The sequence below is a fragment of the Pseudomonas cremoricolorata DSM 17059 = NBRC 16634 genome (assembly GCF_000425745.1).
Classification (GTDB): domain Bacteria; phylum Pseudomonadota; class Gammaproteobacteria; order Pseudomonadales; family Pseudomonadaceae; genus Aquipseudomonas; species Aquipseudomonas cremoricolorata.
Window position 1 is genome coordinate 23,608 of sequence record NZ_AUEA01000006.1, and the last position, 24,017, is coordinate 47,624.

At 60.4% G+C, this 24,017-nt stretch carries 24 protein-coding genes and 1 pseudogene; 8 read left to right on the forward strand and 17 right to left on the reverse strand.

The features are described from left to right. Position 1: 1 nt before the first annotated feature. From H618_RS0106770 to H618_RS0106815, 10 genes are all read right to left on the reverse strand, one after another. The gene (locus H618_RS0106770; RefSeq protein WP_028694348.1) at positions 2–1,609 is read right to left on the reverse strand and encodes a phage portal protein; all 1,608 of its coding nucleotides are present in this window, start codon (positions 1,607–1,609) and stop codon (positions 2–4) included. 2 nt (positions 1,610–1,611) lie between these two features. After that, entirely contained in the window at positions 1,612–1,827 is a 216-nt protein-coding gene (locus tag H618_RS0106775) for a hypothetical protein (protein ID WP_028694349.1), read from the reverse strand. Between the two features lie 12 nt (positions 1,828–1,839). Beyond that, positions 1,840–3,846 (reverse strand): phage terminase large subunit family protein, encoded by a 2,007-nt coding sequence (locus tag H618_RS0106780; protein WP_342663821.1) that lies wholly within the window; start codon positions 3,844–3,846, stop codon positions 1,840–1,842. Next, entirely contained in the window at positions 3,770–4,291 is a 522-nt protein-coding gene (locus H618_RS0106785) for a terminase small subunit (RefSeq protein ID WP_028694351.1), read from the reverse strand. The genes H618_RS0106780 and H618_RS0106785 overlap by 77 nt, the downstream gene beginning before the upstream one ends. 142 nt (positions 4,292–4,433) lie before the next feature. Beyond that, the gene (locus H618_RS0106790; protein ID WP_028694352.1) at positions 4,434–4,778 is read right to left on the reverse strand and encodes a phage holin family protein; all 345 of its coding nucleotides are present in this window, start codon (positions 4,776–4,778) and stop codon (positions 4,434–4,436) included. Between the two features lie 203 nt (positions 4,779–4,981). After that, positions 4,982–5,470: a hypothetical protein gene (locus H618_RS0106795; protein ID WP_033727553.1), complete on the reverse strand. Its 489-nt coding sequence runs from the start codon at positions 5,468–5,470 to the stop codon at positions 4,982–4,984. Positions 5,471–5,858: 388 nt separating this feature from the next. After that, positions 5,859–8,651 (reverse strand): bifunctional DNA primase/polymerase, encoded by a 2,793-nt coding sequence (locus tag H618_RS0106800; protein WP_028694354.1) that lies wholly within the window; start codon positions 8,649–8,651, stop codon positions 5,859–5,861. Beyond that, the gene (locus H618_RS0106805) at positions 8,648–8,851 is read right to left on the reverse strand and encodes a TraR/DksA C4-type zinc finger protein (RefSeq protein ID WP_028694355.1); all 204 of its coding nucleotides are present in this window, start codon (positions 8,849–8,851) and stop codon (positions 8,648–8,650) included. The genes H618_RS0106800 and H618_RS0106805 overlap by 4 nt, the downstream gene beginning before the upstream one ends. Continuing rightward, positions 8,844–9,332, reverse strand: a complete 489-nt coding sequence (locus tag H618_RS0106810) for a phage regulatory CII family protein (RefSeq protein WP_028694356.1) — start codon at positions 9,330–9,332, stop codon at positions 8,844–8,846. Before H618_RS0106810 ends, H618_RS0106805 begins: the two co-directional genes overlap by 8 nt. 129 nt (positions 9,333–9,461) lie before the next feature. Next, a complete protein-coding gene (locus tag H618_RS0106815; protein ID WP_028694357.1) occupies positions 9,462–9,686 on the reverse strand; it encodes a transcriptional regulator in 225 nt (74 codons plus the stop codon). Positions 9,687–9,784: 98 nt separating this feature from the next. Between H618_RS0106815 and H618_RS0106820 the strand changes: the two genes are divergently transcribed. The 6 genes from H618_RS0106820 (at position 9,785) to H618_RS0106840 (ending at position 12,679) form a co-directional block, all read left to right on the forward strand. After that, entirely contained in the window at positions 9,785–10,489 is a 705-nt protein-coding gene (locus H618_RS0106820) for a LexA family transcriptional regulator (RefSeq protein ID WP_028694358.1), read from the forward strand. A 303-nt stretch (positions 10,490–10,792) separates the two neighbouring features. Beyond that, positions 10,793–11,302, forward strand: coding sequence for a hypothetical protein (locus H618_RS0106825; protein ID WP_028694359.1), 510 nt, complete (start codon positions 10,793–10,795; stop codon positions 11,300–11,302). Further along, positions 11,299–11,547 carry a pyocin activator PrtN family protein gene (locus tag H618_RS0106830; protein ID WP_028694360.1) on the forward strand — a complete coding sequence of 83 codons (249 nt, stop codon included), beginning with the start codon at positions 11,299–11,301 and terminating at the stop codon, positions 11,545–11,547. The genes H618_RS0106825 and H618_RS0106830 overlap by 4 nt, the downstream gene beginning before the upstream one ends. Positions 11,548–11,631: 84 nt before the next feature. Then, the gene (locus tag H618_RS0106835) at positions 11,632–12,129 is read left to right on the forward strand and encodes a hypothetical protein (RefSeq protein WP_028694361.1); all 498 of its coding nucleotides are present in this window, start codon (positions 11,632–11,634) and stop codon (positions 12,127–12,129) included. Next, entirely contained in the window at positions 12,126–12,413 is a 288-nt protein-coding gene (locus H618_RS22755) for a hypothetical protein (protein ID WP_154660630.1), read from the forward strand. The genes H618_RS0106835 and H618_RS22755 overlap by 4 nt, the downstream gene beginning before the upstream one ends. Next, on the forward strand, positions 12,410–12,679 hold the full coding sequence (locus H618_RS0106840; protein ID WP_028694362.1) for a pyocin activator PrtN family protein: 270 nt from the start codon (positions 12,410–12,412) through the stop codon (positions 12,677–12,679). Before H618_RS22755 ends, H618_RS0106840 begins: the two co-directional genes overlap by 4 nt. A 290-nt stretch (positions 12,680–12,969) precedes the next feature. On the opposite strand, the gene H618_RS21385 is transcribed toward H618_RS0106840, so the two are convergent. Continuing rightward, positions 12,970–14,718 (reverse strand): AIPR family protein, encoded by a 1,749-nt coding sequence (locus H618_RS21385; RefSeq protein ID WP_050577238.1) that lies wholly within the window; start codon positions 14,716–14,718, stop codon positions 12,970–12,972. 314 nt (positions 14,719–15,032) lie between these two features. Next, positions 15,033–16,166: a site-specific integrase gene (locus H618_RS0106850; protein ID WP_028694363.1), complete on the reverse strand. Its 1,134-nt coding sequence runs from the start codon at positions 16,164–16,166 to the stop codon at positions 15,033–15,035. A 137-nt stretch (positions 16,167–16,303) separates the two neighbouring features. Between H618_RS0106850 and dusA the strand changes: the two genes are divergently transcribed. Both dusA and tal read left to right on the forward strand, forming a co-directional pair. Continuing rightward, positions 16,304–17,281: a tRNA dihydrouridine(20/20a) synthase DusA gene (gene dusA, locus H618_RS0106855; protein ID WP_161628443.1), complete on the forward strand. Its 978-nt coding sequence runs from the start codon at positions 16,304–16,306 to the stop codon at positions 17,279–17,281. A gap of 121 nt (positions 17,282–17,402) precedes the next feature. Then, positions 17,403–18,323: a transaldolase gene (tal, locus tag H618_RS0106860; protein WP_028694365.1), complete on the forward strand. Its 921-nt coding sequence runs from the start codon at positions 17,403–17,405 to the stop codon at positions 18,321–18,323. Positions 18,324–18,369: 46 nt separating this feature from the next. Here tal and H618_RS0106865 read toward each other — a convergent pair whose 3' ends face one another. The 5 genes and pseudogenes from H618_RS0106865 to nthB all read right to left on the reverse strand — a co-directional run bounded on the left by H618_RS0106865 (position 18,370) and on the right by nthB (position 23,982). Beyond that, positions 18,370–18,939 carry a TetR/AcrR family transcriptional regulator gene (locus tag H618_RS0106865; protein WP_033727554.1) on the reverse strand — a complete coding sequence of 190 codons (570 nt, stop codon included), beginning with the start codon at positions 18,937–18,939 and terminating at the stop codon, positions 18,370–18,372. Between the two features lie 12 nt (positions 18,940–18,951). Beyond that, entirely contained in the window at positions 18,952–20,592 is a 1,641-nt protein-coding gene (locus H618_RS0106870; RefSeq protein ID WP_028694367.1) for an AMP-binding protein, read from the reverse strand. Between the two features lie 119 nt (positions 20,593–20,711). Then, positions 20,712–21,989, reverse strand: a pseudogene (locus tag H618_RS23270) (methyl-accepting chemotaxis protein); the annotation flags it as partial. Between the two features lie 107 nt (positions 21,990–22,096). After that, a complete protein-coding gene (locus H618_RS0106880; protein ID WP_028694369.1) occupies positions 22,097–23,326 on the reverse strand; it encodes a GTP-binding protein in 1,230 nt (409 codons plus the stop codon). Further along, positions 23,323–23,982: a nitrile hydratase subunit beta gene (nthB, locus tag H618_RS0106885; protein WP_028694370.1), complete on the reverse strand. Its 660-nt coding sequence runs from the start codon at positions 23,980–23,982 to the stop codon at positions 23,323–23,325. The genes H618_RS0106880 and nthB overlap by 4 nt, the downstream gene beginning before the upstream one ends. Positions 23,983–24,017: the final 35 nt, after the last annotated feature.

Sequence of the window (24,017 nt, forward strand, 5' to 3'; positions counted from 1 at the left end):
GTCAGTTCTCTTTGGGTTCGGGTTCGGGCGGGTCTTCCAGACCGCCCTTGGGCAGGGCCTGGATGTTGTGCTCGCGCCGGTAGCTGACTTCGCGGGTGCGTTGCCGGATGACTTGCTGCCAGGGCTCGCCGGTCATGGCAGCGGTTTCCAGCGTCTCGTTGCTGACGCCGATCTCGATGCGCTTGCCTGCCGCGTTGGCTTCCTTGAGTTCATCGATGGCACCGCGTGCCGGGCCGATCCAGATGGCCTGGCAATAGGCTTTGCGCTTGGCGGTATCGCTGTAGCCGGGCAGGCTGATCAGCCCACGGGCCACCGCCTCATCGATGATCAGCTCCCTGCTCGGCTGGCAGAAGTCGCACGCCAGCCACCAGCGACGCAGGCTGTAGAACCGCCACGCCTGCAGCATGGCGGCACGCGCGGCGCTGTAGCTGCTGCTGTAATGCAACAGCAGCTCTTCCATCGGCAGCTCCAGCGCTGCGCCGATCTCTTTCACCACTGCCGTGAAGAACGGATCGAACTGCGCATTCGGCCGGCTGGGGTTGGCCACCATTGGCTCTTCGCCCACGCCAAGGTCCACGATGGCACCCTCGCCCAGCGCCAGCTCGCCGTCCGACGTGTCGTCACCGCCGGGCTGCTCTTCTGCCAGCGCCGACATCGGCAGGTTGCCCGACTGGAAGTTGTCGCCCTTCTTGATGAAGACGGTGAACATGGCCGAGATCACGGCGGCCATCAGTTCGGCGCTGCTGTAGCGCTCCAGCTTTTGCAACGGCTCCAGTACAGGTGACAGGTACGGCGCGCCGCGCTTCTGGCCGGGCCGCTCTTTGTCCGACATGACGTGAAGCACTCGTCGGCGTCCTGTTGCCTCACCGAACACTTGCAGACGCTCCCAGCGCAGGGGATTGCCTGCCAGATGCTCACCGGGATAGCCGGTGCAGACGTGGTAGGCCACTGGCGCGCCCAGGCCGTCGAACTCGATACCCTCGACCAGATCTGCCCGATCCATGCCGCTGTTTGGATTGCCCACCCGGTCGGACTCGATCAGCTGCAGACGTGTGCTGAACAGGCAGCCAGCGCGCTCCTGATCAGGGCTGGCCACGAACACATCGCCAGCCACCATCGAGGACACCAGCACCAGGGCCTGCAACTGGTAATGGTTGAGCGTGGCTTCGGCATCGCATTCACGCGGGTCGTCGGCATACAGCGACCAGAGTCTGTCGAGCTTGGCGTTGAGCTGCTCGGCTTGCTCTTCGGTGATGCCCAGCGCTTCATGGTCGACCTGAGACCGACAGACCAGGCCAGTGCCCACCACGTTGGTACGCAGCCGGGTGATCGCAGCGCGAGCCACCAGGTGGTTACGCATCGCATCGCGTGAGCGCGCCACCAGCATGCGCCGCTCGCTTTGGTTGAAGTCACGCCGTGGGCTGCCCAGGCCAGGTATCCAGCTCGCAACGCTACGCAGTACCCGCGAGGCACCGCGCCAGCGGGTTTCAACACCGCCGCCGCCACCTTGGGCAACGATCTGCTGGCCTTCGACCGAAGCCCTCGCCACCCGGATCGCCTCCCCCATCAGCTGCTCAGCTGCGGATTCTCGTTTACGAAACGGCCACATGCTCAAAGCCCCACGTAGGAGATGCGGTTGCGCCCACGTCGTGCCCGCGCGGCTTGCTCCAGCGCGACCTGATCGGCGTACTGCTTTTCCAGCAGCCGCAGGCTGTTGAGTTCGGCCAACTGGATCTCCCGGTCGGCACGGCGCAGCCGCTGGCCGTTCTTCAGGACGGCCGAGATCGCCGCCCTGACTTCCGCCAGGCGTTGTTCTGCTTCTGTCATGGTGAACCTCGATTAGCCGACGCGACTCCGCGTGCCACGACCGCGAGCGACCGCTCGACGTGGGACCGGCGCCACCGCCTGCTCGGTATTGAAAAGGGTGGGCTGCAGCTGTTGCTGCTCCAGTTGGTCCCATTCGTGATCGCGCAGCAGGTGCGTTTTCAGGCTGCGCGCGGCGTGAAGGGCGTACACCTCGCAGTCGAGCGCCTCATTGCGCCGGCCGGCCTTTTTCTGCCAGACCATGCGGCTGGGGATGCGCGGATGGGGGGCCAGGACTTCATTGGTCAACTGCTCGTAGTAGTCCGCGCGGATTTCGCTGTACCAGTGCATGCGCCCAGGCCCGCTACCCTTGAGCCGCATGCGGCCGTCGATCAGCGTCTTGGCCTTGTGCGTTCCAACGATGAATACGCGCAGGCCGTACTTGGCCGCCTTGGTGTTGTCCTGGCTGGTATCGGTCGACTGCGCCGGCTTGGTGAAGATCTCCCGGTCGCGGCTGTCAATCGACGCGCCCTTGATCGCCATGATGTTGAAGCGCTGACGGTCGCGCACGTAGGTGTAAACCGCATCACTGGTGTTGCCGTCCGAACTGTCGATACTGACGGCCGAAACCGCGATCTGCGCGCCGCCCTCGGTCGGGATGGGCGTAGCGATGATGCGATCCAGCTCGCCCCACACAGCGTCGTTCGGATCGATGGGATTACCGGGCAGCTCGCCCCAGTACAACCGCCAGGACTCTTCTCCCCTGCCCCAGCCGATGATCACCAGCGCCAGGCGGTCGCCCTGCACGTCCACACCGACCGTAACCAGCAAAACGCCTTTCGGCGCTGTCAGCTCGGCATAGGGCTCGGCGCGTTTCTCCAGTTCGTCGGTCTTGGGCGCGTTGCTCTTGTACTCGTAGCTTTCGCCCATCGAGCTGTTGGTGAAGGCGATCATCGGCCCAATGTTGCCCATTGAGGCGGCATGCTCGGCCTGCAGCTTCTTCTCCATCAGCACTTCAAACCGCGAGCCGTGGAACGTGGCATACAGCTCGTTGAGGATGTAGCCGGCGATCCCGCGAAACTCGGCGGTGGCCTCCCAGCGCCCGTGCCGCAGGTTGGCGTTTTTCTGGTGGTCGTCCCATATCTCGCCGCAGTGCGGGCAAGCGTAATAGGCCGTCTCCGGTCGGCGCTTGCGGTAGACCTCATGGGTGTAGTGCGGGTCTTCGTCGCAGTGCAGATGCTCGAAGCTCAACGCGTGCGATTGCCCGCAGCCATGACACGGCACCAGGCCCACGCGCTTGTCAGACAGCTCAAGCTCTGCGTCGATGGCCGACAGCCCTTTGATGGTCGGCGTGCCGCCGATAATGATCTTCGAGCGCCGGAAGGTCTTCAGACGCTCCTTCGCCAGCTTGATGCTGTCGCCCTGCCCGCGCAGGTTGAGGTTGCAGTCGTCGGGCTCTTCGATAGCCACGCGCGGTACCGGCGTCGACTTCACGCTGGCAGGGCTGTTGGAGCCGACCATTTTCAGGAAGCCGCCGGGGAAGCGCTTGAAGTCCTGGCGCTGCTGCAGCTTACGGCTGCGCAGGTCGACCTTCTTGCCCAGCCGTCTGGTCGCCTCGATCATCGGCTCCAGCTTTTCCGCCACGTACTGCTTGGCGGCCTCGGCCTTGGGGAACAGGATCAGGATCGGTGAGGGATCAAGGTCGATCCACTTGCCCAGTGCGTTGCCCAGCACGCCTGACGTCCAGGCCACCTGGGCCGACTTGCGGCCGACGATCTCACCGACGTTCGGGTCGTCAAGCGCCTCCAGTGGGCCGCCCGGCCAGATCAGATGCGGTGTCTTGTCGAAGCGGTATTTGCCAGGGGTGGCGGATTCTTCCGGGGCCAGCCAACGGTACTTGTCGGCCCACTCGATGATGGTCATGCGTGGCGGCGGAGCCCACTTGCGGCATACCCGCCCCATTGCCTTACTCGCCGTCTTCTTCAGAGCCCTCCGCATCGTCCGGCTCGTCAGAATCCCCAGCGAGATCGTCGTCCTCGTCATACGCGGACAGTCTCCTAAGTATCGATTCGATGGGTTGGCGAATCAGCTGGTCATCGATCTGCACGCCGTACTGCGCGGACAACGTCTCGGCCAGTTCATCGGGTAGCGTGTTGAGCAGCTCGATCTTGGCGGCGGTGATCACCGCCTCGAAGCGCTGCACCAGGTCGGCTTCGATCACGACCTCGCCCAGGTCCTTTGCCAGCGCCAGCTCTTCGCGGTCGCCCCGGATTCGGTCCAGGCGATCACGGGTGGATTCCTTCTTGCCGTTAAGGGCGGCCTGGCGCATCAGCCAGTCGATGACCAGCTGCGTGTCGTACTGGTTTTCGTTGCCCCGCCCTACGCCAAACTCGATTACCGGCATGCCGTCCTTTTGCCAGCGGCTCAAGGTGCGTTCATCACGCCCGACGATTTCGCTCAGTTCGAGTTTGGTAACTGTCTTGCCCATCGCTAAGTCCTTGAAAAGACGGACATCCCTGTTAAAACTCCTGCTGCAGGGAAACCGCGAGTCTGCGCACCCGTGTAGGGGGCGGGGCCGGGGGAGGACCCAAAAAGCTGGGGCCCCGGCGCCGGCCGGGAAATTTTCGGGGTCACTGGGCTGGCCCGCCAGGCGGCGGCAGATCGCAGACGCCCAGCCGCTTGGCGGCCCAGCGCTCGTACAGGCCGATGGCGACGTCAGCGCCGGCGGTGGCGGTCAGGCAACCGAATGCCGCCGCCGCCCAAATCGAAGCGCCCATCGAATAGAGCAACATGATTGTCGCCATGCCGCACACCACACATGCCCCAGAGCGCAGCACGATTCGTCGCACCAAGCTCCACCCGCGCGCTCCCGCTCGATCCGCCCGCCACATCTCGCCTGACACCCCGCCGACCAAAGACAAGATGATCACCATCCAGATCGGCATCTCCACTAACGCTTGTTGCTCGCTGTTCATGTAAGCCTCATAGGCAGAGCACGGCACCGGAAAAAGAAAACCCCGCCATTTGGCAGGGTTCTCAATGCGCCGACAGGTCGGAGCGTTTGCACAGCGCGGTGCTTGCAGGGGAAGCGCCTAAGCGCACTTTTGATATCGTGACGCCTTTTTACAGGCCACCGGAAAAACCGAAAAGGTACTGTTTTCGGTAGTCCGCTTCAGCGCTACTTCGGCGCATCCTCGACGCACACTCGGCGCATTCCTACCCGACGAACGGTCTGCCCACGTACGCGACCCGTGCGCGCTGCCAGAATGGCGAACACCTGCAAATGCAGGGCCTTAACCCAGTTCCGGTAGGTCCGATCAGCGCCTTCGGCCAAGCCAACCTCGCGCATCTGATCCCGTACCGTTAATTCGTGCAGGTACCGCAGCTCAGCCAGCTTGGCCAGCACCTGACCGCGTGAGTCGCGGCGCTCAAGCTGGCACACCGCCGCCTCCACTTCTGCCGCCGCATGATCCAGGCCCGCACCACTCACTAAAATCCGGGCGCCCGAAGTGCCGCCCCTTGGTGCTGCTCCTTTCCACTCCATGATCGTCCCCATCTGGCTGCCAAGACTGGCGCCCAGTCCATGCTGGCGGCGCTTCTCGCCCCAATGCTTCATCAGTTCGCCTACCAACCGCAGCCGTGAGGCTTGATCAATGAGGTCTGACATTTCTATCTGATGCTCTGCCAGCCGGAGCAGGCGTCGCACTTCCGATTCGCTGACGCACGTCACTGGGAAGCCCCCTCTAACAAAGCCAACACTGAATTGGCACAACCCAACACATACCCAACACTGCTCAAACCCAATAAATTCAATGATCTAAAACGGTACTTGTTGAGTGTGTTGGGTGTGTTGGGTTGTTTGAAGCTCGCATAGAAAAAAATTGCCTTCACTTTTTCAGCCTTGAAACAGATGCGCATGCGCGTGCGCGTACTCAAACCCAACACACCCGACACACAGCACCTCAACGCCACGACATACGGGGTCCGAACGTGTGTTGTGTTGAAAGAACCGACCCAACACATACCCAACACACCCGACACAATTCTGGATAGCGTCATGCGGCAAGCACCCGTTTAACGTGATCCCAGCCGTCCACATTCCAGCCAGACCGCTTTGCCCTAGCCCGCCACTCGATCACGTTTGCCCCCAGCTCGGCCGACTTCAACGATGGGGGCAGGGAAGGATCGCCATCGGTGGGCATGAAGAACGCAGCAAACCGTCTTGTGTTGGCATCGGTCCAGGGAATGGCGCGCGTCTTCTCCACCTTCGCACCGAGCATCAGCGAGAATTTGGTGTGGCTCATGGAGTTTTCCTTATTGTGTGAACACCATTCGAGAAACATGGCGTAGACGTCAGAGGTCAGGCAGCAGCCCCAAAGGCCCTGCCCTAGCTCGCCGGCGCGCCAAAGGTAGAAGAAGGTCTGCCAGGCTGTGCGGCTCAACTCGACCAGCCGCTGCCGAGCCTCGGTCTTCGGTGGTCGGGTGCGTTGGTTGAAATCCCCCAGGTCTACCGACAGCAACCAGCCGTAGAGCGCTGCTACGCCACCGTTGGCCAGCTCGCGTGCCACTGCTTTCTGACGCTCGGGCGAGAGGGTTTCCAGCGGCCACATCACCAGCATCCGGCGGTCGTCTTCGCTGATCGGCCACGGCATGATCTCGTTGCTCAGGAATGCCGAGTTCATATGGTTGGTCTCTTCCCAGCCGTTGATGAACTTGGATTCCATGCGCACCGTCTTGCCGGTGATCATGTGTTTGATCTTGCCCACTTGGTTGTAACGTTGGTCGCGGCTGACCACCTCTTCAAACACCGCCCACAGCTTGCCGCTCTGCCAGGCGTTGAAATTGCCTTCCAGCTGAGTCTGACCGACCGTTGCACCGTACCGGCCGTAAAGCTCGCCAATGATGTCGGCGAACAGCAGGCTTTTGCCGGAGCCCTCCATGGTGGAGTGGAAGAGGATCGCGGTATCCATCTTTGCGCCCATGTGCTGTAGCGGGTACGCCAGCCACTTGGTTAGCCAGTCCAGAGCCTCCACGTCGTTGTTGCACAGGAACGCGATCAGCCAGCGCAGGTTCTCGCACGCGGCATCGTCGCGGACAGGCTCAAGCGGAAGACCTTCGAAAGTGTTTATGTACAGCGCTGGATCTTTGGTCATGGTCGGGTCGAACACGATGTGGTCGACATCAACCACACGCCGATCCGGGCTGTTCAACCAAAGCTGATAGGCGTCGCCCAGTGCCATCTTGACGCTGCCCTCGGGCAGACGACGTTTCTTCTCGCGATCCCAGGCCTCTTTCGTCCCGTCGATGTAGATGTAGCGTTCGAGCGGGTCGAGCTTGAGTGCTCCACCCTTCTTGCTTGCCAGACGCTTCGCCTGCTCCAGCTCCTGCACCTGCTCAGCGGCGATCAGCTTCTTATTGACCTGTTCCATCCACTCCTTGTGGAGCGGCTTGCCGACCAACGCTTCAAAGCCAGTCCGCTTCATGAGGCGTGCTTTATCGAGATCCCATACGTGGGTAGTGCCTTCGACGAGCGCGAAGCGGCGCATGGCCGAGTCCAGGTTGAGCCCTGCGCCCCCTGCCCCCCCAGTGGCCGAGGAGTCGGCCTGGCTGGGTATAACGCTTGGAGTAGGTGGCTGAGGGTCGTGCTGTGCGTCGTCTTCACCCGCAACAGCCCGCTCAGCCTGCTCGGCCTGCTCGGCCTGCTCAGCCAATGATGGGGCACGGGGAAGCTCCCCCAAGGGCGGTGGGCTGGGTGGGCTGGGTGGGCGGGACTTTGCCTCGATACCGAGGATCTGTGCAGCCGCTCGCGTCGCAGCACGACGGTCGCCATCGTGCATCAGCATGCAAAAAACATCGAACGCATCGTTTTTGTGGCCGTTGGCCAGAGGATCGGAGGTGTGATGCGAGTAGAGCTTGCCATCAATGATGGTCACACCCGGATCGCCGCTGCTGCTCTGCGGACAAAGCCACTTCCCGTCGATCCGCTGGTAGCCGTGAGCCTCGATCATCGTGGCGATATCATGGCGACGATTGAACTCAGGAATCACTTCGGGCAGTCGCTCGCCGCTTCGCACGGCTGCAGCTGCCTGCCTTGGCGCGGGTCGCGATGCGACAGAGGCAGGCTTTGGTTTCCAAGGGCAAGCATCCTCCGCCTGCGACTTGAAGCTGTCCCAGTCCTGCCAGATGCCCAGCAGCTCGGCGGGCAGCTCCGGCAACCCACCAGCCTGTGGCGGTGTGCGCCATATGTAGGGCTGACCGGTAGCTGGGTGAATGGAAGGCGGCAGCACATCCTGTACCAAGCCCCCTCTCAGCTCGAAGACAGTGATTTTCTTGAACGGGTCGGCCGCCATGCGAAATGCCGACTCCCGTACCTCGTCTCCCGCATCCTTGGCGAGCTTCACTTGAGCCATGAGGCCCTTGTAGATGGAGCCGTCAGGGTCGGTCTTGTTGGGCCAGACCAGCGAGTGTCGGCTCAGCTCTACACCGTCAGGGACTCGGAACATGACTCTGAACCGTGCGGGGTTGCCGACACAGGTCGGATAGGCGGCGGCAATGGCGTCCACGTCGAGCCCAAGCGTCTGGGTCAGCACCAGGCGGGTCAGCTCCACGTCATCCACATCAAGCGAGCAGACGCGGCTAGGCCCGAGCACGACGCCCAAGTTGTGTTGCGGGCGGGTCTGCCAGAACGCTTCGGCTTCGGAGGCATCGGTGTAGTAACCACCAGGATTGTTCCAGCCCTTACCTTTCGGACCCTTCTCGCCTGGCTCGATGGGAACCAGGGCCAGACCGAAGGTTTCGATGTAACGCCGCGCCCAAGCAGCTGTGGCAGTAGTTGGGCGCTCGCTCATCGGCGCAGCTCCCGCAGTTGCTGGCAATTGACGCAGGTTTCGCAGCCGGCGACGAACTGCTGACGCGCCAACGGAATGGGCTCGCCGCAGTCGTCGCAGAACTCTGCACTGGGTTTCACCACCGCCCGGCTACGGCGGTCCAGCGAGACCTGAAGGAAGTATTCGACCTGATCGTTTGCAATGTCGACTGCATCAGCCATGGACAGCGTCCTCCATCGCCTGACGGGCACCTGCCATGATGGCGAGTACCTGACGAATAACGTCCATCCCGCGCTGCTCAAGATCCAGCACTTCGCTGAGCTTCCAGACGTTGTCAGCGGCACCGCTGTGCAGACTACCGACAAACTGGCTGGATTCTTCGAGTAAGTGGGCAACGGCCTTCAAGGCCTGATTGGTTGCAGGGACTGGCTCGGGTCGATACCAGACAGCACCTGCAGGTCGCACAAGGGCGTCAAGCAAACGAGAGTCGCCCGTCCACTGCACGATCTCTTCCAGCTCGTCTGGTGTCGGCCAGCGACGCTCTTCGTTGTGGTGCAGCTTCTTCTGCAGGGTATCGACCTCAAGCCCCATGTCGAACGCGAGCTTGGTAATGCCGCCATGGTAATCGCGACCTGCGCGATAAATCGCTTGGCGAAGCGTTAGCACCGGACCTGCGTCCGGCAGTAAATCAATGCGACTCATAACCGTAAAACCTCGATTTACGGTGTAGTCACAGGATCAGGTAAGACCTATCCTACAACCACGACCGATGTGCTGTGCTGTGCGTCGTCGTCGCTGGACTGGGGAGGTGAGAGGCCCCGGTCCAGCACCCTAATTACTGGCGTTTCTCAAGTAGGCCCAATCGATATCAGGCCGCATTACTTCGCAGCGGATTGTCCCGTGCGTTTCCCGATCCAGGCACACCGCCAATCCAGCGCTCGCGCGTCGATTACCGTAGGCCACCTGCTTTAACTGGCCGGCAGACGTCCCACAGCAGCGGGCGAAGTCTGCAAGCCCTTCCTTGTCCATCGTTTTCAGGTACTCGCTCAGCGTCATAGGACACCTCCATGGGCGGCGAGATTAGCAATTGCTAATCATCAAGACAATAGCATCCTGTAATTTACTGTTTGCTAACGGAAAGCAATTATCGCGGTATGGATATCAACGCACGGCGTATCGCCGCCCTTCGCAAGCTCATGGGAGCTCTCAGCCAAAAAGAATTCGCTGAGACGCACGACCTTGACGCGTCGTACCTTTCGCAGCTGCTGAACGGCCATCGCAAACTGGGCGAGAAAGCTGCGCTCACGCTCGAAACCAAGATCGGGGTGGCGGCGGGCACGCTGACGTCCCCGCCTGCAGACGGGGCGATAGTTCCCAAACCGGACAATGTCGTCCGCTTGTCAGCCAGGAAGGCCCCAGACAAGAACTATGTGGTGATCCCCCATCTGGACGTCGCTGCGTCCATGGGTCATGGCAAGGCCGTGCCGCTCTCGCACATCGAAGTCATCCGGGACATGACCGTGCATTTAGACTGGCTGCGGATGCAGGGCCTGACATTCTCGAAAGTCGAGAACCTCGCCATTATCTCCGGCTCTGGCGATAGCATGTCGGGTACTTTCGCAGATGGGGATGCGCTGCTGGTCGACCGTGGGATCGATGAGGTCAAAACAGATGCCATCTACGTTTTCTCGCTCGACGGTGACCTCTACATCAAGCGGCTGCAGCGCATGACTGGGGGCCAGCTGCGGATGATTTCGGACAACCCTATCTACCCTCCCATCATCATCGATCTGACGATGATTGACCGCATGAACATTCAAGCCAGGGTCCTGCTGGCTTGGAACGCCAAGCGCCTCTGATTCCTTACCTCCACTGAGAATTGCCTAGGCGGGCAGCTCTCAGCCGCGCCCAAGAAATTTAGCATTTGCTATTGAATAGCTGATTAGCTTTTGCTAATTTCAGACCGTGTCATCCTCTCTCATACAGGACACGGTAATGAAAACAGCACAGCACAACGGGCCTCATACGGTCGTAGTCCATCCCACAGCCTGCAGCAGCTCGCGCGCTGTACACGACTTCCAAAACAGCACCGGTCTGCGAGTCATCGTCACAGCATCAGGTACGGCCCTGGCCGTTCGTGGCGCTCAAACAGGGTCGCGGCCATGAGCGAATTCACACTCTCCCTCAAGCAGGTGATGCTGCTGCAGAACGTGCTCGACGTAGGTGGTACCACTCACTGCCTTCTCTCGCGGCCAGAGACGACTTGTCCGGCTGTGATTCAGGTCGAAAACGACACCAATGCACATCACCTGACCGTTGAGTTCGGTCCATGCATGGCTTCGCTGACGCTATGCCGGAGCGAACCCAACAAGTACATGTCACTGCGCGACTTCCTACAGGACGTGGCTAATGGCCGTACCGAGTCCGGGCATCTATCACAGGAAGAGATGGCCTTGCGTGACGCTCTCGACAGCGTGAACAGCGTCATCTCAGCAGACCAGGTCGCGTACATCACGACCACTACCAACCCAGACCTCCCCGTAGGCGCGGTCGTGACCAACGAGCGCGGGGAGATTTGTGCGGCTGCGACTGGCAGTTGCAAGGGTCATCTGGCTCAGGCCGTGCACGCCCAGCTCCGGCCCATACAAGAGGGGCTCGGGGAGCGCGCATGAGTCCGACCTTGCAACAGTTGCGAACCCAGTGGTCTACGCCGTGCCCGACGCTGACCGCTGTGCGAGAGCACTACTTCTCTCATATCAGGACGGACCGGCGCTTCCGGGAGCTGATCCAGAAAGGGCAGATCAAACTGAAGCTAAGGAAGCTGCACAACTCAACCAAAGCGCAGCATGTGATCTACCTGCATGACCTAGCTGACTATCTGGACGGTCAGGCACAAGAAGTATCACAACCAAAATGAAATAGACGGCCCCGGTCTTCAGGGGCATTTCGCCCGCAGCCGACCTCTCACAGCCTCGGCGCTGGGTGATAAGGAGCACAGCACATGCAACCACATCACCAAGCTATTGCTTTGGCCGTTACTTGGCTCGCCACGTTGGTGGCGCTTCCTCTCCTGTTGTCAGCAACTCGCCGAGGCGCTCACTCACTCGGCGTCGATGAGGGGAAGCAAGTACAGCAGGCGCTTCACACGGCTCAGATTAAAGATCTCGAACGAGCAGTGGCCGACAAGCGGGCCGAGCTGGCATACCTCCAGGCCCACTTTGATAATTCCATGGAGGCGCGCCGTCTGACCATTGTGGATCTGGAAGAACGCATCATGTCCTACACCGGCCTGGCAGTGGCTCGCGCGGATTTTGAGGCATTAGTCAGTGCGTCCGAGACGCTCAACCTAGCCGTGCGGACTTGGTGGCAAATGAAAGGAGCTGAGCTTTGGGTCAGGCGTGCTGAGCAACAGGCCACCTACTTGCGCTCTCTCGCGCTTCGAGTGCAGAGCGAACTTGAGGCTAACGCCGCTACCTCAGTAACAGGAGAAGTCGCATGACTCACTCGAATAGCCCATCACGCGACGTCACCCTCGTTACATTTACTGAGAACTCACTAGCCTACGCAATAGGGAACGTCAGTTGCTATGGAGACCTTGCGCCAGAGCTGATTGCGAAAGAGGTCTTCAGGCAGCTTTCTCAGGTCATCGATCAAAGTGTGAATATCCCGTCCGCAACAATTTGGCTGAGTCGGTTAGGGACCTACGCAAGCAAGCTCGAAGCAGTACGTAATGGCGATCAACTGATCGCACCAGCAGAGATCGCATGGGGGGTTTGGATATGAACACCGCTTTTATACTCATGGCGCAGTACAACGGGAAAGCGATAATTTCTCTAGAGCAGATCTGCTGTGACTATTTCACCCACCTCACTCCTGAGATTTTTCAGCGAAAAGTGCTAGCCGGACAGATCAAATTGCCTATTACTAGATTGGAATCAAGCCAGAAGAGTGCTAAAGGAATACACATTGCAGACCTAGCAATTTATCTCGACCAGCAGAGAGATGCTGCTAGAAAAGAATTCATTCAATTAAGCAGAGGAACGAGCTAAAACCGATAAGATAATTAATTTATTTTAGAAAATCTTGCTTTCACCAAGTATAAATCTACTGTCGCACTGACTACCAAGTAGCACTAACATATATAATCATCCCGGCACGATACGCTGGTAAAAGCTATTAACTTGATGCTGCCAGATTCGAGATATGAAGCCGGCAGCTTCAAGAAATTCCACTCTAAAATCTTGGAATGATAAAATCATCCTTTACCGACTATCTAAAAAATGACAGCCACCAATCGAGACCACTTTAATACTGATATAGAAGAACTATGAGAGACCATTTAAACCTTGGTCCGCACTGCACTTCGAGGTTTTTTAGCAGAACTAGTATCAGGCACCGCGGCAAGCATTTCGTCAAGAACGACCTGCCTCTTCAGCCTATCGTCTGAAATCTCACCAAAAGTGTTGAGTATATCAACTGCCTGCTTAAATGGGGCTAGAGCATGTTCGCTGGGCTTGGTTAGCTTATCGATAATTTTCTGACAGTAAGCCTCCATCTTTTTAGACTTTAGCCCAGGCTTTTCTTTGCCGGCGATAATCGCGCATACCAAGACAAGAATATGCCATTTGAACCGCCTCATATTTTGAGGGACGCTACTGCTAGCAACATATAGGTGAAGTCGATACAAGACCAAGCAAGAGGCGTAGAATATAACCTCCTTGTTTTCTTCATCAAACATCACGCCAGACAAGGTCTCGTACATTTTCTTGGGGTAGCGATAAGCCAAATCAGGACGATGACAAAACATCGAAGCGACGCACTTGGCAACAGTATTGATATTAAAGGTACGAATGGCAGGCACCTCTTTACCGAAATACTGTTTCTCTCTACGCTCAAAGTAGAGACGCCCATCCTGCCCCTCAAAAGAATTAAATAATTGCTCAACACGTTTTATAATAGGGCGCAGAGTTAAAAATTGAGTCTCATCAACTTTAGACTGACTGTTCGTAGCTCTCACCAACTCCGAAAACACATCTTCACTGGATGTCTCAATTACCTTAAGCGTAACCATAACCTTGTCATCGTACTTCCCTCTATTTTCATAAAGAATGTTAGAGGTTTGACAACCATTTACTATCTGGAAATTTTCCAGATGCAATATATTCCCCTGTAAGCGAATGTCCGGACTGACTATTGTTATCCCATTGTTCAGCACAGGGAAGCGAGTAGAAGCTGCACTGCTGTTGAGCGTCTCAGCAATTGACTGGTTTACGGTATTATCACCACCTAAGTATGCTCGCACATTCTCTTCGAAAACTTGAGTCCGAAGACTGCCGTCTTCTGCAACCAGCAAGTTAGCCACCACATCCACTGCCCGCGCAACAACCAAATAACCCTCTTCAATACCAGCAATTGTTGGTAGTGGAGCGGAGCCAAAAAGAGGAAGCTGTGCTGTGATCCCAGAATAGGTAGAAACCCATAGCTCAGTCAACTCATTACGACCAAAGCACTTTATATCTGCTTCCGAAAAGTAGCCTAAATCCTCGACTTGTTTTTCAAAAGCAGCAATTGCATTGACAAATTCTTTTGGAGCAAGGTAGTTACCAGTACTGATGAAGCGAACAGTTAGCCTGGGCTTGCCATTGCGAATTTTAGGAACATTTCCAATACACTCGTCAAATACGCATCTTGCATTTTTCTGAACCGCATCTACTGCCAGGTAAGGGTCTTCACTCAGAAACCGCAAAATTGACTCTTTAAATTTTAAGAAATCGCCGAGGTCGAAGCCATCAGAAGTTTTAGCTTGAATGAAAACGACTTCCATATCATGATTCTTACGATCAGTCCGGAATGCTGAACGGGCATCTTCATCAGATATTATGATTTCCTCATCGAGTATAATTGCTATCCCGTCTACTCCATCATCTCCGGCGCTTGTTGTAATGTCGTCCAAATCAAAGCCAGACGCACACCGCGAGTAAAGCACTGCATAGTTACAAAAGTATTCAAACTGCTGATCCTCTGGATCGCTCTCAAACCCAAAGCTCTTTACGAAGTTATTTAGATGGGACTTAACAATGCGGTGCATATCGCTTCCTTGGCTGGTTGTCATCCACTACGGCCATTTGCTCCCATGCCATAGCTTGCCTGAAGCTACTATTTTGCCACCTACCTGTCTACTAGCGGCTTTCGGACGTAGCAAGGACCTGCCGCATGCAGCCTCATTCTATGACAACCGCTCGTAATCGGCAGCTCCGGACAACGACCTCAGACGGTCAACGCGACTGTGCTGCGACCTGGAGAAAATCAGATTGCCGATTCCACCTACCGCCCAGTTTGGCTATTACACCGATATCCTCTGTTCCTCCGATGTATTCCTCAAGCGGAAAAGATGGGGCTTCATTACGCGCCTTTATTAACAACCCGCCCGCCGAGACTGACTTGGGATTTGACAATCAGCTCCAACCAAGGCCAATCCTTATACCGATCACCACGTCCGCGCAGGTGTGTATAACGTCGCATCGAGTTCCAGTCTCGGTGGCCTGATACGCTCGCTACCCTCGGAATATCCCAATCCATCTCAAACAGCCTACTCACTCCCTCATGACGCAGGTCATGGAAATGCAGACCATCAATGCCCATGAGCCTGCAAGCTCTCGCCCACGCTGTACCGATGGAGTCTGTGTTGTAGGGAAAAATCACGTCGCACTCTTTAGGCATACTCTGCACGATCTGCCATGCTTCATCTGGCAAATGGCACCACACATCGTTGCCAATTTTCTGACCAGGGTTTTTCATGTCTCGCACCTTGACTGCCTGCCGGTGCTCATCGAGATCCTGCCAGCGAATTCGGGCAATCTCGTCCATCCGGCGTGTCGAGTAGATAGCAAACGCCACGACTTTCGGCATGTGTATGACCGTGGGCCTGCGCTGCAGCATCTCGAAGAAGTGCTCAAGCACCAGATCAAGCTCAGCCAAGGTCGGTCTACGATCTCGCTCGCGGCTACGCATGTTGTAGCCGAACTGTTTGAGCACGAGGCGTGCGTCTTTCATGGCAAGGGCATTCACTTCATAGCCCCAGGCGGCTCGAGCGAGTGACATTACCGAGCCCAGGTGAGCTAGGTCATTGCCGGCAGTTTGCGGCTTCACTTCCCCACCCTCAGGGCTCATACGCCACAATGCATAGTCAACCAGCACCTTCTGCGAAATATCTGAGTCGACTACGTCACCCAGCGGGCTTCGCTGGATAGCACCAAGCGTGCGTCGCTTACTTTCGCCTAGGGGCCGAGCCTTCTCAGCTTCCAACAGATAGCGCTCGATCATGTGCCTGACCGTCAGGCCCTGACGCTTAGCGCGCTCGATTGCACCCGGCTCGGCCAACTCGGTTTCACGTCGCTTGGCCCATGCCTGAGCGGCCTGCTTTCGGGCGAAGGTCTGGGCTTCTTGGTAGACTATGACACCTTTTTTCTTGAGGCGGATCTGGGCGGTGTAGCTAACCGTCCCATCGGCCTTTTTCCTTGCTCTGATCGTCGCCATGGTTTCCGGTGGTACAAGCGCAATTGGTGGTGGTACAGCGTACCACTGTCACACCGAAAACGCCCAAAAACGCTCGAAAATGGCACCAAAACGCGTAAGTCAAAATGCCCCTAAATATTGAGTCAAAACCAGCAAACATGCGCCCTGAGCCGTCTCACCGCTTCAGCGTTGCGCCGATGATGGATTGGACCGACCGTCACTGCCGCTACTTCCTGCGCCTGCTCTCGCGCCATACGCTTCTGTATACGGAAATGGTCACCACCGGCGCCCTGCTGCACGGGGACGCGCAGCGTTTCCTGCGCCATGACGAGGCGGAGCATCCGTTGGCGTTGCAGTTGGGTGGGAGTGTGCCGGCGGATTTGGCGGGGTGTGCGCGGTTGGCGGAGGGTGCGGGGTATGACGAGGTCAACCTAAACGTTGGCTGTCCGAGTGATCGGGTGCAGAACAACATGATCGGCGCGTGCCTGATGGCTCATCCGGGGTTGGTGGCCGATTGTGTCAAAGCGATGCGCGATGCGGTGGGGATTGCGGTGACGGTCAAGCACCGCATCGGCATCAATGGCCGTGACAGTTATGCCGAGCTGTGCGATTTCGTCGGGCGGGTGCGTGAGGCAGGATGCCGGAGTTTCACCGTGCATGCGCGGATCGCCATTCTCGAAGGGCTGTCGCCGAAGGAGAACCGTGACATTCCGCCGTTGCGCTATGACGTGGCGGCGCAGTTGAAGGCGGATTTTCCCGATCTTGAAATCGTCCTCAACGGCGGCATCAAGACTCTGGACGAATGCGAGCAGCACTTGCAGACCTTCGATGGGGTGATGCTGGGGCGTGAGGCGTACCACAATCCTTACCTGCTGGCGGAGGTCGATCAGCGCTTGTTCGGCAGTTCGGCGCCGGTGATCAGTCGGGCCGAGACCATTGCCAGGCTGCGACCCTACATCGTCGCGCATCTGCAAAGCGGCGGCGCGTTGCACCATGTGACGCGGCACATTCTGGGGCTGGGTCAGGGTTTTGCCGGGGCGCGGCGGTTCCGCCAGTTGCTGTCGTCGGACATTCACAAGCATCCCGAGCCGCTGGCGGTGTTCGATCAGGCCGCTGAGCTGTTGCAGGGCCGATGAACTGAACCCTGGCGCGCGACGCCGACTCGAAACTGACAGCCCTATCCGACTTGTCCTGCCATCCTTGAGCGGCTGGTGGGGCTCGGGTAATGTCGAGTCCTCGCACAGGAAAGAGCACGCCATGACCTCCAAGCTGGAACAACTCAAGCAGTTCACCACCGTGGTCGCCGACACCGGTGACCTGGATGCCATTACCCGTCTCAAACCGGTCGATGCCACCACCAACCCTTCGTTGCTGCTCAAGGCAGCCGCCATCGCCGGTTATGCCGACCTGCTGAGCAAGGTCAAGGCCGAGGCCAAGGGCGATGTCGATCTTGCCTGCGACCGCTTCGCGGTGGCGGTGGGCAGCGGCATTCTCAAGGCGATTCCGGGGCGCATTTCCACTGAAGTCGATGCGCGGCTGTCGTTCGATGAAGCGGCGCTGCTGAACAAGGCTCGGCATCTGATCGAGCTGTACGAGCAGTCCGGGGTCAGCAAAGACCGCGTGCTGATCAAGCTGGCCTCCACCTGGGAAGGCATCCGCGCCGCCGAGAAGCTGGAGAAGGAAGGCATCCAGACCAACCTGACCCTGCTGTTCTCCTTCGCCCAAGCCCAGGCCTGCGCCGATGCCGGGGTGTTTCTGATTTCGCCGTTCGTGGGGCGTATCTACGACTGGTACAAGAAGAGCACCGGCAAGGAATACACCGGCGCCGATGATCCGGGGGTGCAGTCGGTCACGCGCATCTACGACTACTACAAGACCAACGGCTACGACACCGTGGTGATGGGCGCAAGCTTTCGCAACGTCAACCAGATCGAGCAACTGGCTGGCTGCGACCGCCTGACCATCAGCCCGGAACTGTTGCAACAGCTGAGCGACGACAACGGTGAGCTGCCGCGCAAGCTCAAGCCAGGCAACCACGGTGAGGCGCGCCAGCAACTCAACGAGAGCCAGTTCCGCTGGGGCATGAACGAAGATGCCATGGCCACCGAGAAGCTGGCCGAGGGCATTCGTCAGTTCGCCCGCGACCAGGAAAAGCTCGAAGCCCTGATGACGCAGTAGCGCCCTCTGCCCGAGGTCGCTCGCAGGCCTCGGGCCCTCCCCTTCCCTATGCCAACGAGCGCGCCCCTTGTAGCGCGCCGCCAAGCATGCTGCGCGCGACTTGCCGGCGCTGCGCGCCGTCGAGCTGCGGATCGAGCCAGCCGGGCAGTGCGTGGAGCATGGCGAACAGCGCCAGCAACGCCGCGTCACCCAGTTGGCCGTCGCCGCCATCGGCCTCGCTGCGAAACAGTTCGAGCATCTGTTGCTGATAGCGGCTGCGCAGCAGCGCGATGTCGGCGGCAAGCGGCGGGCTGAGCTGGCCGTGCTCCATGTTGGCCAGGCGGAAATGCCCGGGCATGCGCTCGTACAGCTCTAGGTGGCCGTCGATGACCAGCGCAAGGGCCTTGGCCGTGGCCAGGCGGCGGCGTTTCACTGTGCGCAGCTGGGCATTGAGCGCCTGGTACAGCTCGAACAACAGCTCGTAGAGCAAGGTTTCCTTGTTCTCGATGTGGTGATAGATCGAGCCGGGGCTGATGCCGACATGGGCGGCCAGCTCGCGCATGCTCACCGAACTGAAGCCGCGCTGCTGAAACAGCTCGACCGCCTTGCGCTGAAACTCCACTCGACTCAACACCATCGGCCTCCCCGCTCAGGCATCGACTGCGCGTTGCTTGGCGATTTCCTGATTTCGCAGGATGAAGCGCTGCAGCTTACCGCTGGGGGTCTTGGGCAGTTGCTCGACGAACTCGATCTCACGCGGGTAGGCATGCGCGGCCAGGCGGTGGCGCACATGCAGGCGCAAGGCTTCGGCAAGCTCCGGGCTTGGCGGGTGCTGGCCGTTGAGCACGACGAAGGCCTTGATCAGCTCGGTGCGCTGCGGGTCGGGCTTGCCGACCACGGCGGCTTCGATCACCGCCGGGTGTTCGATCAACGCGCTCTCGACATCGAACGGCCCCACGCGGTAACCCGAGGTGGTGATGACGTCGTCGTCGCGGCCAACGAAGGCGATGCTGCCGTCGTCGTTGAGCTCGACCACATCGCCGCTCAGGTAATAACGGCCGACGAAGGCCTTGGTTTTCATGCCCAAGTAGCCGCCGAACCAGCACAGCGGCGAGCGCTCGCGGTCGATGGCGAGGATGCCCGGCTGGCCCGGCGACAGCTCGCGCTGGGCCGGGTCGAGCACCACCACCCGGTAGCCCGGCACGGCATAGCCGGCCGAGCCTTCGCGCACGCCGTGCTGCAAGCCGTGGTGATTGCACAGCACCATGCCAACCTCGGTCTGCCCGTAGTGGTCGTGGATGACCACGTCGAGGTTGTCGGCGAACCAGCGGATCACCTGCGGGTTGAGCGGCTCGCCAGCGCTGCTGACCGCGCGCAGATGGCCGCGCACGCCGTCTGCGAACTGCTGCTCGGCGGCGATCAGCAGGCGGTAGGCGGTCGGTGAGCCGGCGAGGTTGCTGATGGCGTATTTGGCGATGACCCGACAGGTGCTTTCGACTGAGAACGGCCCATCGAAGAACAGCGTGGCATGGCCGCAGGCCAGCGGCCCGGTGACGGCGTAGTACAGGCCGTAGGCCCAGCCGGGATCGGCGAGGTTCCAGAAGCGGTCGTCTGCGCGCAGGCCAATGGCATCGCGCATGTAGCCCTTGAAGGCAAGAATCGCCGCCAGTGGCACTTCCAGTGGCTTGGCAGGGCCGGTGGTGCCGGAGGTGCACATCAGCAGGAACGGCGCGCTGGCCGGCTGCAGCAGCGGTTCGCAGTCAGTGCTCTGGCGCTGCACCTGGCTCCAAAAGTCGAGATCGTGGGCGTGCTCGGCATCGGCGTCGACCAACAGCACGGTCGGGCACGGCGACACTTCGTCGAGCTTGCTGCGGTTGAGCCGGTCGGTGACGATCCAGCGCGCACCGGAACAACCCAGGCGCTGCTCGATGGCCTTGGGGCCGAAGGCGGTGAACAGTGGCTGATACACCGCGCCGACGCGCCAGGTGCCGAGAATCACCACCATCAGTTCGACAGTGCGCGGCAGCAGCCCGGCCACGCGGTCGCCGGGCTGTACGCCCTGCTTGCGCAGGAAGTTGCCGAAGCGCGCGGCCTGCGCTTGCAGGTGCTCGAAGCTGTACTGCGAGGCGCGGCCATCCTGGGTTTCGCAGTACAGGGCGATGGCGTCGCTGCCGACATGACGGTCGCAGCATTCGACGCAGGCGTTGAGGGCTTCGAGACTGCCGTGCAGGTCGGCCTGGGCAGTGTGCAGATAGTCGAACGACGCAGCAGCTGACTGATGATCACGCATAGCGGTACCTATTGTTATTGTTGCGCTGGTGAGGATGAATACTCGGCGGCGCCCGCCGCCGGAACAATGGCAAAACACATCAATGGCGGTGAACGGCTTTGCCAATCGGCGGCCTACCCTTCGATCATGTTGGCCGCCTGTTGCGTGGCCTGGCTGGTGCGCGTGGCCAGCTTGCGCACCTCGTCGGCCACCACCGCGAAGCCGCGCCCGGCCTCGCCGGCGCGGGCGGCCTCGATGGCGGCATTGAGCGCCAGCAGGTTGGTCTGGCTGGCGATGCCCTGGATGCTGGCGACGATCTGCGTCAGCTTGCCCAAGGTTTCCTGCATCACCTGATGCTGCTGGGCCTGGGCCTGGCGCATCTGCTCCTGTTCGTGGCTGGCGTGGATGTCGGTGATGGCGCCGACCACCCGCAGCGGCGCGCCGTCGGCGCTGCGCCGGGTCTGGCCGCGGCCGCGGAACCAGCGGTAGGCGCCGTCGCGGTGGCGCAGGCGATAGTCGACGTCGAAGGGCGTGCGGCCGCTGCGGTCTTCGACATGGGCGACGAAGGCGGCAATCGCCCGGGCGCTGTCCTCCGGGTGCAGCCGCGAGGTCCAGCTTTCCAAGGTGTTGGGGAAGGCTTCTTCGCTGTCGTAGCCGAGCAGCCGGCGCATCTGCGACGACCACCAGATGGTGTTGCGAGGGTTGGCCGGATCGCCCGCCACCACTTCGATGTCCCACAGGCCGTCGTGGAGCATTTCCCGGGCGATGTCGAAGCGGGTGGCAGCCAGGTTCAGCTGTTCCTCGTGGGTCGATTGCTCATGGATATCGCGCAGCGTGCCGCCCAGGGCGACGGCGGCGCCCTCGGCATCGCGTTGGCAGAGGGCGCTCAATTGGCACTGGCGATACTCGCCGTTGGCCGTCAGGCGCACGCGCAGGCGGGTGCGCCAGGGTGGGCCGCCCGCCGCGTGCGCCAGGCAGGCGCGCAGGCCGTGCAGAACGTGCTGGCGGTCGTCCGGGTGCAGGGATTCGCTGAACGCATGCAGGTGATCGAGGCCTGGCAGTGCGCCGGCCATCCAAAGCAGTGGGGTCTGCGCTTCGAGGGTGTTGCCGGCACTGAGGTCGAGTCGCCAGATGTGCTGCTCGGGGTCGCTGGCCAGCAGCGCCCAGCGCGCCTGCTGCTGGTGCAGTTGGCTGGCGCTGGCCTGCACCTGCTCGGTCAGCGCCTGATTGGCCTGCTCGAGCAGTTGTACCTGAGCCTTGAGTGCGCGGCGTTCGTCGAGCAGGCGGCTGACCCCGGCAAGAATGCGCCGCAGCAGCGGATGGCGCGATGACAACGGCGCGCGTGCGTGGTCCGGATCGTCCAGATGCTCGGCCAGCGGTGCCAGCACCCAGCGGCTGGTTCGGGTGAACAGGAACATGCGCTACCTCCTTGGATCGATGGGGACTGGGGCTGCTTTGCAGCCCTTCGCGGCTAAACCGGAGTGCCGGCCCGGCCGCTTCCTACAACAACCGCGCCTGATGCTCACTACGCCGCTAAGGCCGCCTGGTCGAAGGCCTGGGCGTCGGGCAGTGCGCTCCAGTCGCTGGGGCCTTGCAGGATCTCTTCGGTGCTGAGCAGGCAGGCATCGAGTTGCGCCTGCAATTGCGTGGTATCCAGGCCTTGGCCGATGAACACCAGTTCCTGCCGGCAATCGCCGACGATGTCGTCCCATTTGCCCAGCACGCCCTGCAGGCGGTAGTCGTCCTGCGGCCACTGGGCCTGGTCGATGAAGGTCCACCAGTGGCCGACGAAGTCCCACTGGAACTGCCCGCCGCTCTGCACCAGCAGGCCGATTTCGCGGTGGCGGTGGGCGACCCAGAAGTAGCCTTTGCTGCGCAGCAGGCGGCCGTTGCGCCACGGCGTGCGCAACCAGGCGAGCAGCCGTTGCGGGTGAAACGGTGCCCGTTGGCGGTAGGTCCAGGCGCTGATGCCGTAGGTGTCGGCCTCCGAGGCGGGCTGCTCGTCCGCGGCCATGGCGCGCATCCAGCCCGGGGCCTGGGCCAGGCTTGGCAGGTCGAACAGGCCGGTGCCCATGATCCGCGCCGGCGGCACACGGCCGTGCCGCATCGGCAGAATCTGTGCGCTGGGGTTGAGCCCGGCGAGCAGCGCGCGCAAGGCGGCATAGCCTTCGTCGCCGAGCAGGTCGAGCTTGTTCACCAGAATCACGTTGGCGTACTCCACCTGCTCGATCAGCAGGTCGGCCAGCGGCCGCTGGCCCTCGCCGTCCGCGCTGGCGCGGGCAACCTGCTGTTGGCTGCCGAGCATCTCGACGAACTGGCTGGCGTCGACCACCGTCACCAAGGTATCCAGCCGCGCCAGTTCACTGAGGCTAAAGCCCTCGGTGTCGAGAAAGGCGAAGGTTTCGGCCACCGGCATCGGCTCGGAAATGCCGGTGGACTCGATCAGCAGGTAGTCGAACCGCTGCTGCCGGGCCAGGGCGCTGATCTGCTCGAGCAGGTCGGCGCGCAGGGTGCAGCAGATGCAGCCGTTGCTCATCTCGATCAACTCGTCCTGGCCGCGCTGCAGGCTGACTTCGCGCTGCACCTGCTGCACGTCGATGTTGATTTCGCTCATGTCGTTGACGATCACCGCCACGCGCAGTCCTTCGCGGTTGCGCAACACATGGTTGAGCACGCTGGTTTTGCCGGCGCCGAGAAACCCCGACAGCACGGTCACCGGCAGTCGCCCTGCATCCTCGGCCTGCGCCAGGTTCATGGCTGCACCGCAGGGCTGTCGAGCTTGTCGAGGTAGCTCTCGAACAGGTCGACCACCACCAGGCCATCGTCAGTGGCATCGCCCCACAGGTCCTTGACGCGAAACTCGACGTGGTAGGTCGGCTGCAAGGCCGCGCTCTGGTCACCGTGGCCGATGGCATCGGGGAACGGCCACTGCACGCGGGTGCGATGGCGCACGATGCCCTGCTTGCCGCGCACATAGGCCGGCAGGCGAATATGCCCGGCGACGTACTCGTCACGCACGCGCACGCGGTCACCGACCTCGAACGGCGCGCGCCCGGTGAGCGCCGGGCGGCCCTTGGCGTGGGCCGGGTTGGCCAGCTTGAACGGCTGGCCGAGGGCCTCGTCCAGTTCGGCCTGGGTGATGACCCCGGTTTCCACCAGCAAGGTGGCGGTGGCGATGACGTAACGCTCGTAGTACTGGGTGCCGACATGCTGGCGAACGTCGATGCGCTCGACGGCATGGCGCACCTCATCGACGCTGAATTTCTTCAGTTGATCGACGCCGATGAACATCAGGCTGTAGGCCAGATGCTCCCAGTCCTGTTTGAATACCTTCTTGTAATCGAGGCTGTTGACGGCATGGGGCACTTTGCCAAAGCCCTGGAAACCGCCCAGATCATGAAAACCGTCCATTGGAGAACTCCTGCACAGGTTGAGGGTGGGCCGGC

Coding starts and splice junctions, on each gene's coding strand:
- H618_RS0106770 (WP_028694348.1), bottom strand. CDS start 1,609: ATGTGGCCGTTTCGTAAACGAGAATCCGCAGCTGAGCAGCTGATGGGG.
- H618_RS0106775 (WP_028694349.1), bottom strand. CDS start 1,827: ATGACAGAAGCAGAACAACGCCTGGCGGAAGTCAGGGCGGCGATCTCG.
- H618_RS0106780 (WP_342663821.1), bottom strand. CDS start 3,846: ATGACGAGGACGACGATCTCGCTGGGGATTCTGACGAGCCGGACGATG.
- H618_RS0106785 (WP_028694351.1), bottom strand. CDS start 4,291: ATGGGCAAGACAGTTACCAAACTCGAACTGAGCGAAATCGTCGGGCGT.
- H618_RS0106790 (WP_028694352.1), bottom strand. CDS start 4,778: ATGAACAGCGAGCAACAAGCGTTAGTGGAGATGCCGATCTGGATGGTG.
- H618_RS0106795 (WP_033727553.1), bottom strand. CDS start 5,470: ATGTCAGACCTCATTGATCAAGCCTCACGGCTGCGGTTGGTAGGCGAA.
- H618_RS0106800 (WP_028694354.1), bottom strand. CDS start 8,651: ATGAGCGAGCGCCCAACTACTGCCACAGCTGCTTGGGCGCGGCGTTAC.
- H618_RS0106805 (WP_028694355.1), bottom strand. CDS start 8,851: ATGGCTGATGCAGTCGACATTGCAAACGATCAGGTCGAATACTTCCTT.
- H618_RS0106810 (WP_028694356.1), bottom strand. CDS start 9,332: ATGAGTCGCATTGATTTACTGCCGGACGCAGGTCCGGTGCTAACGCTT.
- H618_RS0106815 (WP_028694357.1), bottom strand. CDS start 9,686: ATGACGCTGAGCGAGTACCTGAAAACGATGGACAAGGAAGGGCTTGCA.
- H618_RS0106820 (WP_028694358.1), top strand. CDS start 9,785: ATGGATATCAACGCACGGCGTATCGCCGCCCTTCGCAAGCTCATGGGA.
- H618_RS0106825 (WP_028694359.1), top strand. CDS start 10,793: ATGAGCGAATTCACACTCTCCCTCAAGCAGGTGATGCTGCTGCAGAAC.
- H618_RS0106830 (WP_028694360.1), top strand. CDS start 11,299: ATGAGTCCGACCTTGCAACAGTTGCGAACCCAGTGGTCTACGCCGTGC.
- H618_RS0106835 (WP_028694361.1), top strand. CDS start 11,632: ATGCAACCACATCACCAAGCTATTGCTTTGGCCGTTACTTGGCTCGCC.
- H618_RS22755 (WP_154660630.1), top strand. CDS start 12,126: ATGACTCACTCGAATAGCCCATCACGCGACGTCACCCTCGTTACATTT.
- H618_RS0106840 (WP_028694362.1), top strand. CDS start 12,410: ATGAACACCGCTTTTATACTCATGGCGCAGTACAACGGGAAAGCGATA.
- H618_RS21385 (WP_050577238.1), bottom strand. CDS start 14,718: ATGCACCGCATTGTTAAGTCCCATCTAAATAACTTCGTAAAGAGCTTT.
- H618_RS0106850 (WP_028694363.1), bottom strand. CDS start 16,166: ATGGCGACGATCAGAGCAAGGAAAAAGGCCGATGGGACGGTTAGCTAC.
- dusA (WP_161628443.1), top strand. CDS start 16,304: ATGCGCCCTGAGCCGTCTCACCGCTTCAGCGTTGCGCCGATGATGGAT.
- tal (WP_028694365.1), top strand. CDS start 17,403: ATGACCTCCAAGCTGGAACAACTCAAGCAGTTCACCACCGTGGTCGCC.
- H618_RS0106865 (WP_033727554.1), bottom strand. CDS start 18,939: ATGGTGTTGAGTCGAGTGGAGTTTCAGCGCAAGGCGGTCGAGCTGTTT.
- H618_RS0106870 (WP_028694367.1), bottom strand. CDS start 20,592: ATGCGTGATCATCAGTCAGCTGCTGCGTCGTTCGACTATCTGCACACT.
- H618_RS0106880 (WP_028694369.1), bottom strand. CDS start 23,326: ATGAACCTGGCGCAGGCCGAGGATGCAGGGCGACTGCCGGTGACCGTG.
- nthB (WP_028694370.1), bottom strand. CDS start 23,982: ATGGACGGTTTTCATGATCTGGGCGGTTTCCAGGGCTTTGGCAAAGTG.